15 protein-coding genes, 1 tRNA gene and 1 pseudogene are annotated in these 16783 nt (G+C 35.2%); 11 read left to right on the top strand and 6 right to left on the bottom strand.

What is annotated here, in order from left to right; genetic code table 11:
- Window positions 1-59: 59 nt before the first annotated feature.
- The 3 genes from Ana3638_RS02560 to Ana3638_RS02550 form a co-directional block, all read right to left on the bottom strand.
- The gene (locus tag Ana3638_RS02560) at window positions 60-1562 is read right to left on the bottom strand and encodes a MutS-related protein (RefSeq protein WP_161836660.1); all 1503 of its coding nucleotides are present in this window, start codon (window positions 1560-1562) and stop codon (window positions 60-62) included.
- Window positions 1552-3186: a MutS-related protein gene (locus tag Ana3638_RS02555; RefSeq protein ID WP_161836659.1), complete on the bottom strand. Its 1635-nt coding sequence runs from the start codon at window positions 3184-3186 to the stop codon at window positions 1552-1554. The genes Ana3638_RS02560 and Ana3638_RS02555 overlap by 11 nt, the downstream gene beginning before the upstream one ends.
- Before the next feature lie 122 nt (window positions 3187-3308).
- Window positions 3309-3758, bottom strand: coding sequence for a MerR family transcriptional regulator (locus tag Ana3638_RS02550; RefSeq protein WP_161836658.1), 450 nt, complete (start codon window positions 3756-3758; stop codon window positions 3309-3311).
- 356 nt (window positions 3759-4114) lie between these two features.
- On the opposite strand from Ana3638_RS02550, the gene Ana3638_RS02545 reads away from it, so the two are divergent.
- From Ana3638_RS02545 to Ana3638_RS02530, 4 genes are all read left to right on the top strand, one after another.
- A complete protein-coding gene (locus Ana3638_RS02545; RefSeq protein WP_161836657.1) occupies window positions 4115-5197 on the top strand; it encodes a glycoside hydrolase family 172 protein in 1083 nt (360 codons plus the stop codon).
- A 423-nt stretch (window positions 5198-5620) separates the two neighbouring features.
- Window positions 5621-6424, top strand: coding sequence for an amino acid ABC transporter substrate-binding protein (locus Ana3638_RS02540; RefSeq protein WP_161836656.1), 804 nt, complete (start codon window positions 5621-5623; stop codon window positions 6422-6424).
- A gap of 340 nt (window positions 6425-6764) precedes the next feature.
- Entirely contained in the window at window positions 6765-7415 is a 651-nt protein-coding gene (locus Ana3638_RS02535; protein ID WP_161836655.1) for an amino acid ABC transporter permease, read from the top strand.
- Between the two features lie 159 nt (window positions 7416-7574).
- Window positions 7575-8336, top strand: coding sequence for an amino acid ABC transporter ATP-binding protein (locus Ana3638_RS02530; protein ID WP_161836654.1), 762 nt, complete (start codon window positions 7575-7577; stop codon window positions 8334-8336).
- Window positions 8337-8567: 231 nt separating this feature from the next.
- Here Ana3638_RS02530 and Ana3638_RS02525 read toward each other — a convergent pair whose 3' ends face one another.
- A complete protein-coding gene (locus tag Ana3638_RS02525) occupies window positions 8568-9392 on the bottom strand; it encodes a glycerophosphodiester phosphodiesterase family protein (protein WP_161836653.1) in 825 nt (274 codons plus the stop codon).
- Between the two features lie 412 nt (window positions 9393-9804).
- Window positions 9805-9963 carry a hypothetical protein gene (locus Ana3638_RS02520; RefSeq protein WP_161836652.1) on the bottom strand — a complete coding sequence of 53 codons (159 nt, stop codon included), beginning with the start codon at window positions 9961-9963 and terminating at the stop codon, window positions 9805-9807.
- Window positions 9964-10424: 461 nt separating this feature from the next.
- Here Ana3638_RS02520 and Ana3638_RS02515 point away from each other — a divergent pair, with 461 nt between their 5' ends.
- Window positions 10425-11825 (top strand): S8 family peptidase, encoded by a 1401-nt coding sequence (locus Ana3638_RS02515; protein ID WP_161836651.1) that lies wholly within the window; start codon window positions 10425-10427, stop codon window positions 11823-11825.
- Window positions 11822-12124 carry a S8 family serine peptidase gene (locus Ana3638_RS02510; RefSeq protein ID WP_161840408.1) on the top strand — a complete coding sequence of 101 codons (303 nt, stop codon included), beginning with the start codon at window positions 11822-11824 and terminating at the stop codon, window positions 12122-12124. Before Ana3638_RS02515 ends, Ana3638_RS02510 begins: the two co-directional genes overlap by 4 nt.
- Window positions 12125-12183: 59 nt before the next feature.
- On the opposite strand, the gene Ana3638_RS02505 is transcribed toward Ana3638_RS02510, so the two are convergent.
- Window positions 12184-12663 (bottom strand): acyl-CoA thioesterase, encoded by a 480-nt coding sequence (locus Ana3638_RS02505; protein ID WP_161836650.1) that lies wholly within the window; start codon window positions 12661-12663, stop codon window positions 12184-12186.
- Window positions 12664-13006: 343 nt separating this feature from the next.
- On the opposite strand from Ana3638_RS02505, the gene Ana3638_RS24570 reads away from it, so the two are divergent.
- The 5 genes and pseudogenes from Ana3638_RS24570 to Ana3638_RS02485 all read left to right on the top strand — a co-directional run bounded on the left by Ana3638_RS24570 (window position 13007) and on the right by Ana3638_RS02485 (window position 16659).
- Window positions 13007-13366, top strand: a complete 360-nt coding sequence (locus Ana3638_RS24570) for a TolB-like translocation protein (protein WP_202621554.1) — start codon at window positions 13007-13009, stop codon at window positions 13364-13366.
- A gap of 107 nt (window positions 13367-13473) precedes the next feature.
- A complete protein-coding gene (locus Ana3638_RS24560) occupies window positions 13474-13887 on the top strand; it encodes a TolB family protein (RefSeq protein ID WP_202621553.1) in 414 nt (137 codons plus the stop codon).
- 361 nt (window positions 13888-14248) lie between these two features.
- Window positions 14249-14320 (top strand) — tRNA-Gln (locus tag Ana3638_RS02495).
- A gap of 844 nt (window positions 14321-15164) precedes the next feature.
- Window positions 15165-15813: pseudogene (locus Ana3638_RS02490) on the top strand (IS1595 family transposase); the annotation flags it as partial.
- 57 nt (window positions 15814-15870) lie between these two features.
- On the top strand, window positions 15871-16659 hold the full coding sequence (locus Ana3638_RS02485; protein WP_161836649.1) for a S1 family peptidase: 789 nt from the start codon (window positions 15871-15873) through the stop codon (window positions 16657-16659).
- The last annotated feature ends 124 nt before the right edge of the window (window positions 16660-16783 follow it).

The following is a 16783-nucleotide window of genomic DNA, read 5'->3' as shown; positions in this document are numbered from 1 at the left end:
GGAAAGGAATTAGACAACTTCGGGCCAAATTGGTCCGAAGTTTATCTTTATAAACAATTTTAACCTAAAATCTCATGATATAAGTCTAAAGCATAACTGGATTTAACCGGCTCTCCGGTTTCCAATGTAAATGTTCTCGATCCATCACTGTTTCTATTGGCACGAAAGAAGATACAGTCTTTCGGAGCTTCTGTATATAGTTTATGGGCAAATTGATAAAGATGAGTAACAAAGATGGTCAAAAGGCCGCAGCTGCGAAATGCTGCTGTTATCTGCTCAGCCAGATAACTGGCGTCGTATTCGGTTGTAGTAGAGAAAGTTTCATTCATTAATAATAAGCTGTCTTTTTTCATATGGGGAATCAGATCATGAAGCCTGTGTAATTCCTGTTCTAACAGGCCGGTCTTAAGTTCCCTGTCTTCTTCATCGGGAAAGTGGGTGAATATTCCGCTGTATCTATAACAGGAAAAAGAAGAAGCAGTTACAAATAAACCGCATTGTGCCATAAGCTGTCCTAATCCGATACTTCTTAAGAATGTTGTCTTACCTCCCTGATTAGCCCCGGTTATGATACATAAATTTTTCCCGGAAAATGAAACGGAATTTCCTATGACGGCTGCCTCCTTTTTCAATATTAATCCTATGTCTTTTAAGCCGGTAAATTCATAACCTTTTACCGAAATAAATTCCGGAAAACATACGGCTTCGCCTGCTTTTGTAATTTTATTAAAGAGATTCACCCCACCTGAATAGAAACCAAACATTTCCCGTACGGTTTCAAAAAAATTATTTGCTTCATTGTTAAAATCACTTAATGTTTTAAGAATCCATACCAAACAGGAATTAGTTATTTCCTCGCTGTTATTGATTAATGTCTGATTGTCAAGTAATATGATGGCATCTTCATTCCCTTTTTTTGGGTACTTGGTTTTTTCTGTAATTTTTTCTGAATTGGAAATAGTGTGCAGCCGTACCTCTCTTAACTTGAGGCCAAATCCCGGATGGCCTCCGATTACTATTTCCGAATGGAATTTTAAATCCAGTAATTCATTTAATAATTCATCTGCTTTTTGGAGAAAATCCCGGGTATAGTTTTTTAATGTCATCGTAATAAATTCATTTAAATAAGGGGATGAAAATGAATTTATATAATCAGACATTAAGTGATTGAAAAGTCCGAGATGGCGGAGGTTTATGGAAGCAATCTCACTTTGTGTAAGCACTTTTTTGGATACGGGAATCATTTTGTTATATCTGGGATGGGAAGTCTCACTGCAGATGTTTGTATTACTGATAGCTTCTGTGGATAATTGATAGGCTTCTTTAAAAAATTGTGGATAATGCATTGCTTCTCTCAGAATTTCCTGACGGTTATTAATTTCATCCTCATTAACGGATGGATTCAGAAATATTTTCTTAAAAAGAGTCCTAAGGTAAGTATCGTCCTCAGCAATAGCATCCAGTATCAGGTCTAATTTTAAATCACGGATAAACTTATCTTTAGCGGAGCCGGATTTGTTAACAATGTTATTTTCATTGAAGTATAAAATGTTAACCTTCATACTCTAATACCTCCTTAATCTGTTTATATGTCAACTGATATTGATTGGCGATATCTGACGCATAAGCAGTGGGTTCGGCTTCTTTGGGGATAATCCGGTAGGTCCGCCGGTTTTTTTCACTGCTGCCCGTTTCGGTACCTAAGCTAAGCATTTCTTTACAGGAAGCAGCCAGACTGGGAATATGGGTAACACAGATAATTACTGAATCAGTTTCCGCTAATTTTTGAATTAACAGCTTACTCATATCAAAAGCATCCAGTGTGGTAGTTGATGAGAATAATTCATTTAGAATAAAGAGATTATTGTTTCCGGATGTATAGAAAAGCATATCTTTTATCCGCAATAACTCTTCTTTTAATTTTCCATTACCGGTTTCCGCGTTTTCTTCTGTAGAAAAGTGGGTGAACATTCCATTGTATATTGGGAGTCTGGCAGAGAGGCCGGGAACCGGCAACCCTATTAACATAAAATAAGTAAGCTGTCCGATACATCGTGCAAATGTTGTTTTGCCGCCCTGATTGGCACCTGTAATGAAAACACCGGAATGGGATTTGTCCAATAATAAATCATTTGCTATAATGTCCGTATTTATTTTGGATTTGTAAGCCATTACAAGGTCATAAATTCCTTTTAGTTCAATACCGCGATTATTTACAATATCCGGATAGCAGAAAGGAAATTGCTTTGACTTTAGGGTATTAATATATGTCCGGCAGGAAATATAAAATTTCAGCTCCCGGTGTATTTGAATTATCAGAGAATCCCTAAAATCAGAGTGATTTGCGGTGAATGCAGAGCATTCCATAAATAACCCCTTTTCTTTTTTATATAAGATATCAGCAATCTTTAATTCTAAATCTGTTAATGTAACCTGCCGGAAAAAAAGAATTTCATTATGATATTCCACATCAGGAAAAAATACATTTTTTAATTTCTCGCTGAAATCATTCTCTTCTTTTTTATAATGCAGCAGTATTTTACCAGGTAGTACGGTTAAATTATAGTGAATACTTTCAATTTTTTCTTTTAACGAAAAACTTACGTTTTTTAATTCCAGAAATATATCACTTTCCGAATAATCCTTTAGCAGAGAGTGCAATTTCCTTAATCCGGTTGAATCAACATATTTTGAAGTTTTCCCAACCAGCTGCAGGATACTTTCATAATAAAGGCACATGGCATCTAACCTGTATTTACAGGTTTGAATGGTATGATTGGCTTTTTCGGAATAATCAATAAACTGATTTACCTGGCTAATAGAACTGTAAAAATCCATAATAGATTGATATACAACAGGCTTATCAAGATCTTTAAATATGTCCTGTCTGTAGGTTATCTCATCTTTATTCTGCAATAATCCATAGAACGTCTCGGTTAGTATACGGTCTGTATCTTCTAATACTATTTTTTCAATAACCTGATCCAGGTTTAAATCTTTAAAAAAGGCAGGTACTTTGCTGCTGTACTGATCCGAATTGTCCGTTATTTCAACCATTTTACTGCCGATTATTTCAAATTTACGTTTCTGATCTGTTACTCCCTTTAACAATCGCTGTTTTTTTGCAGATTCCTTTATCTTATCTTCACTCAATTTTGTTTCATATAATAAACTAAAATACGCCATAGTTTTACCTCCTTGAAATAAGTGTAAACTATGACGCATGTGTAAAGTCAATATGGAATTCGTTCGGAGTATCAAATTTTTTGAAATGTAAAAATGCTTACCTGTACAGATTTTACATTCAGTTATAACCATAAAATTTGTGATAAATATTGTTCCAGTTTTTCATTCTCCAAACATACTAATTTTGACAGGCGTAGTGCTTCCTGTTCCGAATTAGTATTACTTGGTATATAATTTTTTAGATCGGCTAATAAAACGTCTATAATTTCATTATTTAATGAGGCAATATCAACTAATTTCTGATTTTCATTTTTTCTGTCCAGCAGTTTATTAACTATAATTTCTTTCGAATAGTTGCTTAATTTTATCTCTTTAATATCTTTTAGAGGCAATCCTACTTTCTTAAAGCTCAGTATGGTATTAAGTTCAAGCATCTGTTCCGTATCATAATAACGGTACCCGTTTGTTTCATCTGTTTTAGCGGGACAAAACAGCCCGATTCTGTCATACAAATGTAATGCCCTGGTTGAGATACCACTGAATTCAGCAAATTCATGTATTTTTAGTAACATGAGAGATCCCCTTTCAAAGATGTATTAAAATAAATAATTGCATGGATGATTTAAGGGTCAAAAGCCTTTCATTATAGAATTATGAATCTATATACGCTTGTATTCGTATATAACACTAAATTGAGGCCTTTAACTTTCGTATCCTAATATACTTATGTAAATAAGAATATCTTTAAATGGTTAAAAAAGCAATATAAAAAGGAGTGTGGACCAGGTAAAATCTTGAATTATTCAATAAATGATGTTACTATATGTGTAAAGTTTTAAAGCTTAATTACATTTGTTTGTGGTAAGGAAATGAAAAAAATGACAACAGAATTATTTAATATTACTAGAGGGCAACAAGGAGGATAACTATGTTTAATGGTATTGGGGCTAATCTTGGAAATCTGCACCTATTGTCATCGGCAAAAAGCCGTTCTATTTCCCCGGAGAATATGTCAGGGGAAGTAGGTAAGGGAGGAATGTGTGAATTAAAAGACGGATTTTCAGCTGATGCAGCAAGAGATCTAGGTAAAGGGTGGAAGGTAAATCCAAGGATTATTGTGAAAGCGGGAGAAACGGTTGAGATTGCTAATATAGAAGGGCCGGGTGCGATTGAGCATATCTGGATGACGCCTACAGGTAAATGGAGAAATACAATACTTCGAATTTACTGGGATAAGGAGGAAAACCCATCGGTAGAGTGTCCGGTAGGGGACTTTTTCTTCGCAGGCTGGAACGAATATTATCAGATAAATTCCCTGGCAGTCTGCGTAAATCCGGGCAGTGCCTTTAACTGCTACTGGACCATGCCTTTCTTAAAGAACTGCAGGATAACCTTGGAAAACAGGGCAGAAGAGGAAGTTGTTTATTATTATCAGATTGATTATATTTTGACAGAACCCATAGAGGAATGCGCCTATTTTCATGCCCAATTCCGAAGAGTAAACCCTCTTCCTTATAAGTCGGATTATGTAATCCTGGATCAGGTAGAAGGGAAAGGTCATTATGTTGGTACTTACCTGGCGTGGGGAAATAACAACAGTGGATGGTGGGGAGAAGGAGAAATTAAATTCTTCCTGGATGGAGATACGGACTATCCTACTATCTGTGGTACCGGTACGGAGGATTATTTCTGCGGTTCTTATAATTTTGAAAATCCCCATACTCATGATCAATATGTATCTTTTTCATCACCTTATACGGGCTTTTATGAGATCCATACGGATAAATTATACAGAAGCCAAAAGAGATTTGGCATGTACCGTCTGCATATTACGGATCCCATCCGTTTTGATAGTAATATAAAGGTAACAATTCAGGCTTTAGGCTGGAGAGAAGGCGGCAGATATCTTCCATTACAGGAGGACATTTCTTCAGTTGCTTTCTGGTATCAGACCCTGCCGGCAAAGAAATTCCCTGATCTTCCGGATAAGGACTATCTGGAGATTATTTAAAGGCAGCAGGATACCGCCACACAATTTAATAAAAATTAATCCGCTTATTACAGATTGAAAGCCTAAGGCAGCATCCAGATTGAAAAGGATGCTGCCTTAAATAATATTCTCACGTTTGACATAAATTCGCTCTTCCTTCATTATTGACAGAAACTCAAGTGTATGCTACTATAATGTATGCTTATTATAAAAACCGTATAATTATTCAAATGATTACGGAGGGTTCGTAGTGTGAAAAAGAAACTGCTTTGCAGTTTCTTGGAGATTTGCATGCAACATTTGCGGTTGTTAAACGGCCATATTACCTTAGTGTGAAAGAAAATATTATAAAAGAAAGGAATGCCACATATTGATTCTTTCACTCTTTTAATTTGTGGCAGTAACACATCTGTGAGCGGATGTGTTATGTAATGGGTATTTAAAATGAAAAAGATTATCAGGTTACTTGTAATAACAATGCTAATGGTTGTATTTACTGCCGGCTGTGCAAAAAGTTCAGGAAAAGACACTTCACTGGATGATATTAAGGCAAAAGGGAAACTTGTTTTAGGGTTGGATGATGCATTTCCGCCTATGGGTTTTAAGGATGAAAATCAGAATATCGTAGGTTTTGATATTGATTTAGCAAGGGAAGTTTGTAAACGTATGGGTGTTGAACTTGTGGTTCAGCCAATCAGCTGGGATGCAAAGGAACTGGAACTCTCTACAAAAAATATAGACTGCATTTGGAATGGTATGACTTATAATGAAGAAAGAGCTAAATCAATGACGCTAAGTATTCCATATATGAAAAATACCCAGGTTACTGTTGTTTTGACATCCAGTGATGTTAATACTTTAGCAGACCTTGCAGGTAAAGTAGTCGCAATACAAAATGGTTCAACGGCTTCCGACGCAATTGATGCCAATGCAGATTTTAAAAATTCCTTAAAGGAACTGGTTAAAGTAGACGATAATGTACAGGCACTTTTAGATCTTAAGGTTTCCGGTTCCGATGCGGTTGTTATGGATGAAGTTGTTGCCCGTTATTATACGGAAAAAGAAGCTGGAACTTATAAAATTCTGGATGAAACTTTAGCGGATGAAGATTATATAGTAGGTTTTAGAAAAGGTGATAAATCATTATGTGCTGAAGTAGAAAAATACTTAAAAGAAATGGCAGCAGACGGTACCTTAGCTAAAATCAGTGAGACCTGGTTTGGTAAAGATCTTACTACAGTAGAATAATTTAAAAAATGTAAAAATTTTCTAAATAAGTAGTAAATAGAGATTAATAGTTATCTCTAAAAAGTAATTAAATAAGTTATAATATAAAAGTAAAGTCTGACTAATAGAAATACTTATGAAGAGTATTTCTATTAGTCAGACTTTTTTACGTAAATTCAATTACTGAGGTTATTACTCTTATTGAAGTATGATTCGCTTACGAATTCCAATCATATCACTTAAATAATCATATATTTTATTGTGATAATATATTACTTCACTAATACAGTAAAGTGTGTTATAATATCACTTATCAGACTAATAATAGTGAAGCATTTGAATTTACATAAGGAGGATTACAATGACTCAAGAAACACTTCTTGAATTGTTTAAAATAATGGGGGCTGCATCCCTTGTAACCATAAAGATATTTGTTTTAACACTGGTGTTCGGATTACCTTTAGGATTAATTGTTTCGTTTGGCAGAATGTCAAAACACATCCTGATTACCGGACCGATACGGTTCTACTTACTAATCATGAGGGGTACACCGTTAATACTTCAGTTATTTTTCTTTTTTTATTTTCCTCATTATGTTTTCGGAGATACACTGCCAAGGTTTTGGGCAGCCATATTAGCTATGTCAATTAATTATGCTGCGTATTTTGCAGAGATATACCGGTCCGGTATTGAATCCATGCCAAGAGGCCAATATGAAGCGGCTACAGTATTAGGATTTAGTAAAAATCAGACTTTTTTTAAAATAATATTACCTCAGGTAATAAAGCGAATCCTTCCTCCCATGGGTAATGAGTTTATGACATTGGTCAAGGATACGGCATTAGTCAGTGTTATCGGAGTCAGTGAGATTTATGAACTGGCGACGGATACCATGTCCAGGGTAGGTTCCCTGATACCATTAATTATGGCAGGTACATTTTACCTGGTAATGAACAGCGTTGTTTCCAAATGCTGCTCCATGACGGAAGGTAAGATGAGTTACTATCGATAATCGGAGGAAATAGGTTGAAAGAAAATATAGTTTATGAAAGGATGCCGCAATTGGATTCTTTCAACCATTTTTATTTTTGATAATAGAATGCGTCTTTTCAGCATTCTATTGCATGTGGCAGTATCGCAAGCTTGCTTGCGATAGGCAATGGGTGTAAAAATGAGTATATTAGAAGTAAAGAATTTAGAAAAGAGTTTTGATAACCTCCAGGTTTTAAAGGATATCTCTTTAAAGGCAGATAACGGTGAGATTATCTCATTAATTGGTTCTTCCGGTTCCGGTAAATCAACTCTTTTAAGATGCTTAAACCGATTGGAAACCGTAGATTCCGGTGAAATTATCGTGGATGGGGATATTATGGTATCTACCTTAAACGGAAAAAGCGTATATGCCAATGAGACGGTTTTAAAAAATATCCGCATGAAAACAGGACTGGTATTTCAGAACTTTAATCTATTCCCACATTATAATGTATTAAGAAATATTACGGAAGCACCAATCTTTGCAGCAGGAATTCCAAAGGAAGAAGCAGAGAAAACAGCTTTCGAATTATTAGATAAATTAGGACTGAAAGATAAGGCAGAAGCGTACCCTTATCAATTATCCGGCGGACAGTCACAGCGAGTATCCATTGCCCGTGCCCTGGCTTTAAAACCTAAGGTTTTATTTTTTGATGAACCAACTTCAGCGCTGGATCCGGAACTTACCGGTGAGGTCTTAAAGGTTATCCGGTCTTTAACAAGTCTTAATATGACTATGATTATTGTCACTCATGAAATGGATTTCGCCAGGGATATATCAAACCGTATGATTTTTATGGATCAGGGTGTGATAGTAGAAGATACAACACCCGCAGAATTATTTAACTCAAATAATGAGCGAACCAAAGCATTTTTAGGTAAATTCCATGAGGCTGTATAGGTAGTTAGTAATTTTGAAATGAAGTATTTCTATAATAATTTAACAGTTAATTTAATTTATCATCCAATACTTTATCAATAAAAAAGTACATCTGGCGGGTTAATATCAGTCAGATGTACTTTTATTTCCGCGAAAGCAAAGTGAGAATTAGCAAGCTAGCTTGCAATAATTCCAACGCGCCCGTGAACCGAAGAAACTCGCAAAGCGTGTTTCTTCCGGTTAAAGGTATACTTATTCCTGTGGAATAAAATGGTCAAATATAAAGAAATCAAAACTGTTCCGGCTCTCCTCCAACCCTTCCTGGGATTTTATTGTCCAGGCGAAAGTAGGTACCTTATATAAGCGGCGGCAGAGAATTAAGGATAACGTGTTACGGTGTATATAATTATAAGAAATAAAATCCGGTTTTGTTATAAAATTAAGCAGGAGATTCTGCAGTATAAAATACAAAGTAGCACTGCCCGCTTCTTTATCCTTTATTAAATTACTGGCTAACTGACCTCTCATAATATTCGGACGGTTACGTTTATACCAGAGTAAAACCAAAGGATTAAAAGATTCTATGCAATAATGCCCGTTATATTTCTCTAACATAGGTGCAGTTATTTTGCATACGGAAGTATCATGTATTTCCACTTTAAACTCTACTATCAGAGGAACCTGACCATTTACCATATCCAGTACGGACTGAAAGGAAGGAATCCGTTCATTTGAATCATACAAGGTTAATTTCTGCAATTCCGCAAATGTAAGGTCACGGACTTTTTTATCTACACCGCATACCCTTTTCAGATTGTAGTCATGAAAGACAACCGGAATTTTATCCTTAGAAAGCTGAACATCCATTTCAATGCCATAATTATGTTCGACGGCAAGCCTAAATGCTGCCATGGAATTTTCCGGTGCTTCTCCCTGATTCTGATGAAGTCCCCTGTGCGCATAATATTTGCCCTGCCAGGATTTAATATTGTGACGGTTCGTTATTTTCGGCATAATTGCCAGTAAATATAGAACCAGAATAATTAAGGCTAAAGTTAAAATCATATATAACCACATAGTATCCTCCAAGTTGTCAATACTGCCATATGCAGTTTAATCTTATGGTATTTCAATTAATCTTCTACATCAAAATGTTCCAGTGCACATCTTTTCCTAAGTGGTTTCGAATCTCCGTGGCGGGCACATAACATTGTGCATAATGACAGGATCGAAAATATAAAGGAATAAGGAAACAGGGAACGGTATGATAATATTTTTAGGAATGGCCGATTCGTTAAAATTTGAATTTGCCAATTCATTCTCCCGAATGGTAATAACCAATAAAATTACTGCCAAAACCATCAGAACCGCAACAGTTATAAAAGTTGGCATATAATTAGGATGATTTACTTCGGGAATTAATATACCTGACATAATCAATGTAAAAATTGCACCTAAAGTGCCCATTAAATTGATTATGGAATTAGCATTACTTCGGCGTAATGTCCGGCATCAGAGCCACAGCCGGTGAACGATAGGAACTCATGGCAATAATCCCGCCGGTCATTGTTTCACCAAGGCCGAAAGTTTTGGATAAAATTAACGGAACCAGATTATCATATAACTGCCAGAAAGCACATATAGACAAAATCCCAATCCGATAAAAAAGGTACGCGTATAATTTAATTTCATTTATTTTTACCCATAATATACCGTAATTATACCTGCGGTATTGCACTGAATACTTTGTTGAGGAGTTCCTTTCTTCTATCAAAATTTCATTCAGCCTTTTTATCTCATAGGAAATTACGAAAAACCTCCGGGTAGGATGTGCGTTAATTAAATTTTACTTTATCCATTATAGCATGCAAGTGATAAGGTTACAACGTAAAAGGTTATATTTTACATAATATTAACTCTTCATTTAAAATATATATAACATGAGTCAATTAGCCACTTAAAGTTATTACATAGTAATATGATTGATTAATTTATTCGTTACAATTTTAATATTTCATTTGAATAATTAAATTTACTATTATTATAAAGAATAATAGTAAATGCACGTCATATATTGTAATTAACTTATTAATAAAAGGATGAAATAACTTGGATCAAAATTGCGGTGATAGGATTATTAGCGAAGACTATGCAGACTTATTGATTGAATACCGCAGATTCCCGCAGGAACTGTCCAATATTCCTGATAGTTGTTCAAATGTCATTAATGAAAGTCATGCTGTCGTATATGCACCAATAGATCGCTTGCCCAATGATATAATCCAGGCGATTGGTTATTTTGTTTTACCAACTTTGTTTGGATTAGCGGATACCGGAAGTCTTGAAGCATCCGGTATAACCCGGTTGTTAAATATACCAAGCTTTGGCTTAAGCGGGCAGGGCGTTTTAGTAGGATTTATTGATACTGGGATTGATTATACACATCCTGCATTTATTAATGCGGACGGGACTACGAGAATTTTGTCAATTTGGGACCAGTCAATTCAGACGGGGCCGTCACCGAATACCTATTACTACGGGACTGAATATACCAGGGAACAGATTAATCTGGCATTAGCGAATGAAGACCCTATATCAATCGTACCCAGTGTGGATGAGATTGGCCATGGAACTTCTTTAGCAGGTATAACAGCAGGAAATCCAAGCCCTGAAAATAATTTCTCCGGTATAGTTCCTTCAGCAGATATTGTTGTTGTAAAATTAAAACAAGCGAAACGTTTTCTTAGAAATTTTTTTATGGTTAAGGAAGATGCCATATCTTTTCAGGAAAATGATATTATGTTCGGGGTACGCTACTTAATTGATATTGCCAGAGAACTAAACAGACCTATTGCCATATGTATCGGTCTTGAAACAAACCAGGGATCTCATGACGGACGTGGTGCCTTAAGCAGTTATCTGTCTCTGCTTGGGGATCAGGCTGGTATAGCCATTGCTGTAGCCGTAGGTAATGAGGGAAATACGGGTCATCATTTCCGCGGAGTTATTGAAAGGGGAGGGCAGCAATCAGAGGTTCTGGAGTTACGGGTAGGCGCAGATAATGAAGGATTTACAATGGAATTTTGGGGAGATTCGCCGGGAACGTTTTCCTTGGATATATTATCTCCTACAGGAGAATATATTCCAAGAATACCTGCAAGGATAGGAGAAACAAGAGTTGTCAGGTTTATATTTGAAGAAACGGTTATTAATATCGATTATCTCCTATTAGAACAACAGACTGGAGATCAATTGATTTTATTGAGGTTTGTGAACCCAACGGAGGGAATATGGCGGTTCCGGGTATATTCATCGGGGGATTTAACATCAACTTTTAACGTTTGGCTTCCTATCCAAAATTTTATGACTAGTGAAGCCGTATTTATTCAGCCGGATCCGGATTACACGGTGACTTCGCCCGGTAATGCAATTATACCAATTGTTGTTACAGCATATGACTACAGGAATAATAGCCTGTATCTCAATGCAAGCAGGGTTATACCAGGATAGATACCATAAATCCTAACCTGGCTGCTCCAGGAGTCAACCTGGTAGTACCTGCACCGGGTAAAACTTATACGACTGCATCCGGTACCAGTTTAGCTGCGGCCCATACAACCGGTGTTGCTGCCATGCTTCTGGAATGGGGAATTACTTCCGGTTATTATTCCATGCTGGATAGTGTTGAAATTAAAAATTTACTGATCAGGGGTGCCAGAAGAGACCCAAACAATGTATATCCTAACAGGGCATGGGGTTATGGTATCTTAGACGTATACAATACTTTTAACAGCTTAAGAGGGGATTAATGTTATAGTATAATAGGCAGGATGAAATGCGGACAAACAGCATTCTATCCTGCCAGGTATTAATTAACCCAAGAGTAGAGTGTATCATACACTTCCCTGTAATTTTTCTTCATATTAATTGGTTTAAAATCTTTATTTACAAAACAATGTCCGGATTCGCCGGATGCTTTTAAGGAAAGAGAATCTGCATCCAGTACTTTGTATTGTATCGTTAGTTTAATTCCATTAAAGATAATTATTTTGGGAAGTATCAGTACTTTCTCATTAAATTTAACTGAGGATTTATATTCACAGGTAACTCCAAGCACCGGAATTAATATACCCTTTGCTTCCAATGTATCATATCCCAAACCAATCTGCTCCAGAAAATCTATCCTTGATTCTTCAAACCACCGGATATAATTGGAGTGATGGATAATGGCCATCTGATCCGTCTCGTAATACATGGCTTGTCTTATATAAGGTTTGATTGATTCACCGGTCAGTATATTATGTGAAATTGCTTCCTTAAAATCTTTTTCTGATAATTCATTACTCATAAACCCACTCCTTAACAGTGTAATTTTTTCCTTAAGGAATATAGTAGCATTTACCTTATTTTAATTCAATATAATTTTACCTTTATTATCAGATAGGATGATTAACCCGACAAGAGCCCAATTCATCTTGTGAAAATATATAACACTGAGTTTATAAAAAAAGGATTTTTTTCGGGTTAATCAAAAGTTGTTTAATCTAACATCGGAGAGGGTTGGAATTGAAAAGGGTTGCCGTATGTGTTAAGATGAAACAGTACATATAATAGTTAAGCTTTAAAAATGTCTTAACAATTCACTTTTGGTGGAATATTAAGTCTCATTGCCAATAAAAAGGAGAGGTAGTATGAACGTATTAACAAAAAAACGTCATGAAATTGGAAAAAGAGATGTAATAAGTGTTTTGGAAACAGTAGATGTGGAAACGGGAAAAAGAGTTGTTTTGCATGAATTTGATTTCTTAATTGAAGCACCAAACTGGAAGAAGAATGGTACGGAATTGATATATAATTCGGAAGGGCGAATTTTTTCATATGATATCACGTCGGATATCAGTACTCTAATAGAATCAGGTATTTGTGATCATTGTAATAATGATCATGTACTGTCACCGGATCACACAAAATTGGCGGTAAGCCATCATACATATGAAGATGGTATGTCACGTATTTATATTTTCCCTGTTGAGGGGGAATACCTACCTTAATAACGCCGATTGCTCCAAGTTATCTTCACGGCTGGTCACCGGATGGCAAAACCCTGGCATATTGTGCAGAGCGCAATGGTGAATATGATATTTATACAATTCCGGTAGTGGGAGGTATAGAAACAAAATTAACGGATACCCATGGTTTAAATGATGGTCCGGAGTACTCACCCTGCGGAAGTTACATTTGGTTTAACTCTGTAAGAACAGGGCTTATGCAGGTGTGGAGAATGAATGCAGATGGCAGTGATCAAACCCAGATGACTTTTGATGAGAGTAACAGCTGGTTCCCTCATGTATCTCCGGATGGAAAGAAAATAGCTTATATTACTTACAAAAAGGGTGATGTGGAAGCAGGGGATCATCCAGCCAATAAAAACGTTGAAATCCGGCTTATGTCCAGTGAGGGGGGTGAATATAAAACCTTAGTCCATTTATATGGCGGACAAGGTACTTTAAATGTAAATTCCTGGTCCCCGGACAGCAAAAAGCTGGCATTTGTAAGCTACCGGTTGAAGTAATAATTATCATTTAACATAGGATTAAATAATAGGTTAATTTGCTTAGTAAATAAGCGATTGGGTATGAAATGAGATCTATTTTACCATGCTTATTTACTAAGTGAATATAATCTGTGTGAATAGGTTATTTTAATGATTACTAATATTATTATATCATTTTTTGGCTAATGTAAGTTTTTGACTTATGAGATTTTACGATTAAGTTTACACTGTAAATTACCATGAATTTTAGAATAAAATAAAATATAAAAAAATCTTTTAATTTTTTAAAAATTTTACTTGAAATATGATTTAATTTATATTATAATATCATTCGTGGCTGACGAACATCTCGTCCTAGAAACCACAAAATATAATATGATGGGCTATCGCCAAACGGTAAGGCACTGGACTCTGACTCCAGCATCTCAAGGTTCGAATCCTTGTAGCCCAGTACAAAAAATGAGGTTATCATACTTCATTTTTTTTTGTCTTTTCAGACCTTTTACAGGAGCGCATAACACTAGGAACAGCTTAAGAAGCTTAAGCAGAAAAAAATTAATGGAGAGATAAAAAAATAATAATTTAAAGTATAATACAAAACAAATTAGATATAATATGTAGTGGATACAGAAGCTTGTTCTAAAAGCGAAATGTAAATTTCAATAGAATTTGTTTCATGTATTCCATATATAAATATCTTGTAAGTAGCGCGAATTTGTTAACCAGAATATAGGAGATGGTATTGATGGAGGCTTTAGGAGACAACGGATTTACTATTAAATGATTCAGGTTGTAGATGAAAATCAAATAATTCAAGCGAAAAAGAGATTTTATGGGCAATGGCAGGTTTAATACCTGCCATTGTTTTTTTATTTCCGCGAAAGCAAAGTGAGAATTAGCAAGCTTGCTTGGAACGCGTACGCAAACCGAAGAAACTCACAAAGCGTGTTTCTTCCGGTTATGGGAAGAAATATTGTAATAAGTTTAAGCCTTATAATAACAATTTAAAAGCCGATTGCAAAATTTGGATCTTTTCTTATTAATATAAAAGGAGTTGGTTTCATGATAGATTCTTTATTTACTATCTTAGCTGAGCCAACGGAAGAGTGTGCCATTTCGAATCAAAGTTCAACAGAATGTCAGCATTCAATTGATTCTATTGAAGCAAGTTCTCTCTGACGATTATCAGTGGAGAGAGCTCTATTAAGTAATAAAAAAGGGCTATGTCACAATATACGGTTGAATTTGACAGTTTTTAGTATATGATAATAGTAGGAATTAATACCAAGAGGAGTCATGTAGTTCGTAATGGTCATAGAAAAGATGATACACAAAGATATATATGTAAGGATTGTGGTAAATCTTTTGTGATTGCTACTAATTCTATCGTGTCTGGTACAAGAAAAGACCTCTCTGCATGGGTGAAATACATTGACTGTATGATGAATGGTCTTTCTATTCGTAAGACTGCTATGATTTGTGGTATTCACAGAAACACTGCTTTTTTTGGGAGACACAAGATATTAGATGCACTTAAAAACATGGCAGAAAGTGTTACCCTAAATGGTATCGTAGAGGCTGATGAAACTTTTTTCACTGTCTCGTACAAGGGCAATCATATCAAGAACAAAACATTCTCAATGCCAAGAAAGACTCATAAGAGAGGTTATTCTACTCATTTGCGTGGTTTGTCACACGAAAGGTTTGCGTTCCTTGTGCGGTTAACAGAAATGGTTTATCAATCGCAAAAATGACAAATACAGGTCGTATATCTACTAAGATTTACATAATCTTTATAATGGCAGAATCGAGAGTAAATCTACTCTTGTAACTGATAAAATGAACTCATATGCAAGATTTGCCACAAAAAGTGATATTGATTTAATCCAGTTAAAGGCTGGTAAGACAAAAAAAGGTATTTACAACATTCAGCACATCAATAACTAACCAATTCCATTGATGGCTTAGATTAACAATATAAAATTTACAGATGAGGTGAATATGAAATACAAAAAAATAATTGGTAGTATTACTGTATTGTTTCTTGTGATGGGTTTATTAATCGCTTATTCATTTATTTATGATTATCTTTGCAAGACCCGAGTATATAGTGATATATCACAGAAAATATCAGATGAAGTTCTTTCGGCTAATTTACAGATTGTTCAATGTAAAACGGAAGTTGATTCAGTTAGATACTCAGCAGGTTTTGGAGCAGTGGTTTTTCAAAAAGTTGATAATAGATATTATGTACTTACTGCTTATCATGCAGTGAATTCTTTAGAAAATACAATTTTACGTGTTTTAGATTATAATGCAAAAATACATTTTCCGTTAAAGGAATATTATGAGCGTTTGCCAGTTGCAACAGTAGAATACTATGATGAAAAATATGATTTAGCTATATTAAGTTTCCAATCAGGAGAAAATATTAGTGTTTTGAAGATTGCTGATTCATCACCTAATTATAAAGAAAGAATTGTATGTATTAGCAAGCCTTATAGTGAAAGAAGCACTTTAATTACTTATGGTAAAGTAATATCAAAAAAACCAGTGGAAGTAATATTTGATGATGGAAGTAAAACAAATTGCATTATTAAACATTCTGCATATGCAGATAGTGGAAGTAGTGGTAGTGTGGTTTTGAATGAAAATTGTGAAATTGCAGGGATTACTATTGGTGGTGGAAAAGATATTTTTCGAAATTTTAAATCTGGGTATGCTATGCCAAGTGAACAAATTAATATCTTTCTTTCAGAATGGAAAAATAATTATACAAACTCGAATTAATAAGTGGCTAAAACAATAGTCACTTATTAATTTGCTAAATTATCAACTCTTTGTTGTGACAGAGCCTAAAAAGTAATAATACTGGATGAACCGACAGCCAGCCTTGACCATGAGAATCAGCAGA

It is taken from the genome of Anaerocolumna sedimenticola (assembly GCF_009931695.1).
Taxonomy (GTDB): domain Bacteria; phylum Bacillota; class Clostridia; order Lachnospirales; family Lachnospiraceae; genus Anaerocolumna; species Anaerocolumna sedimenticola.
The sequence above is the reverse complement of the archived record's forward strand: the minus strand, read 5'-3'. Positions and strand labels throughout refer to the sequence as shown.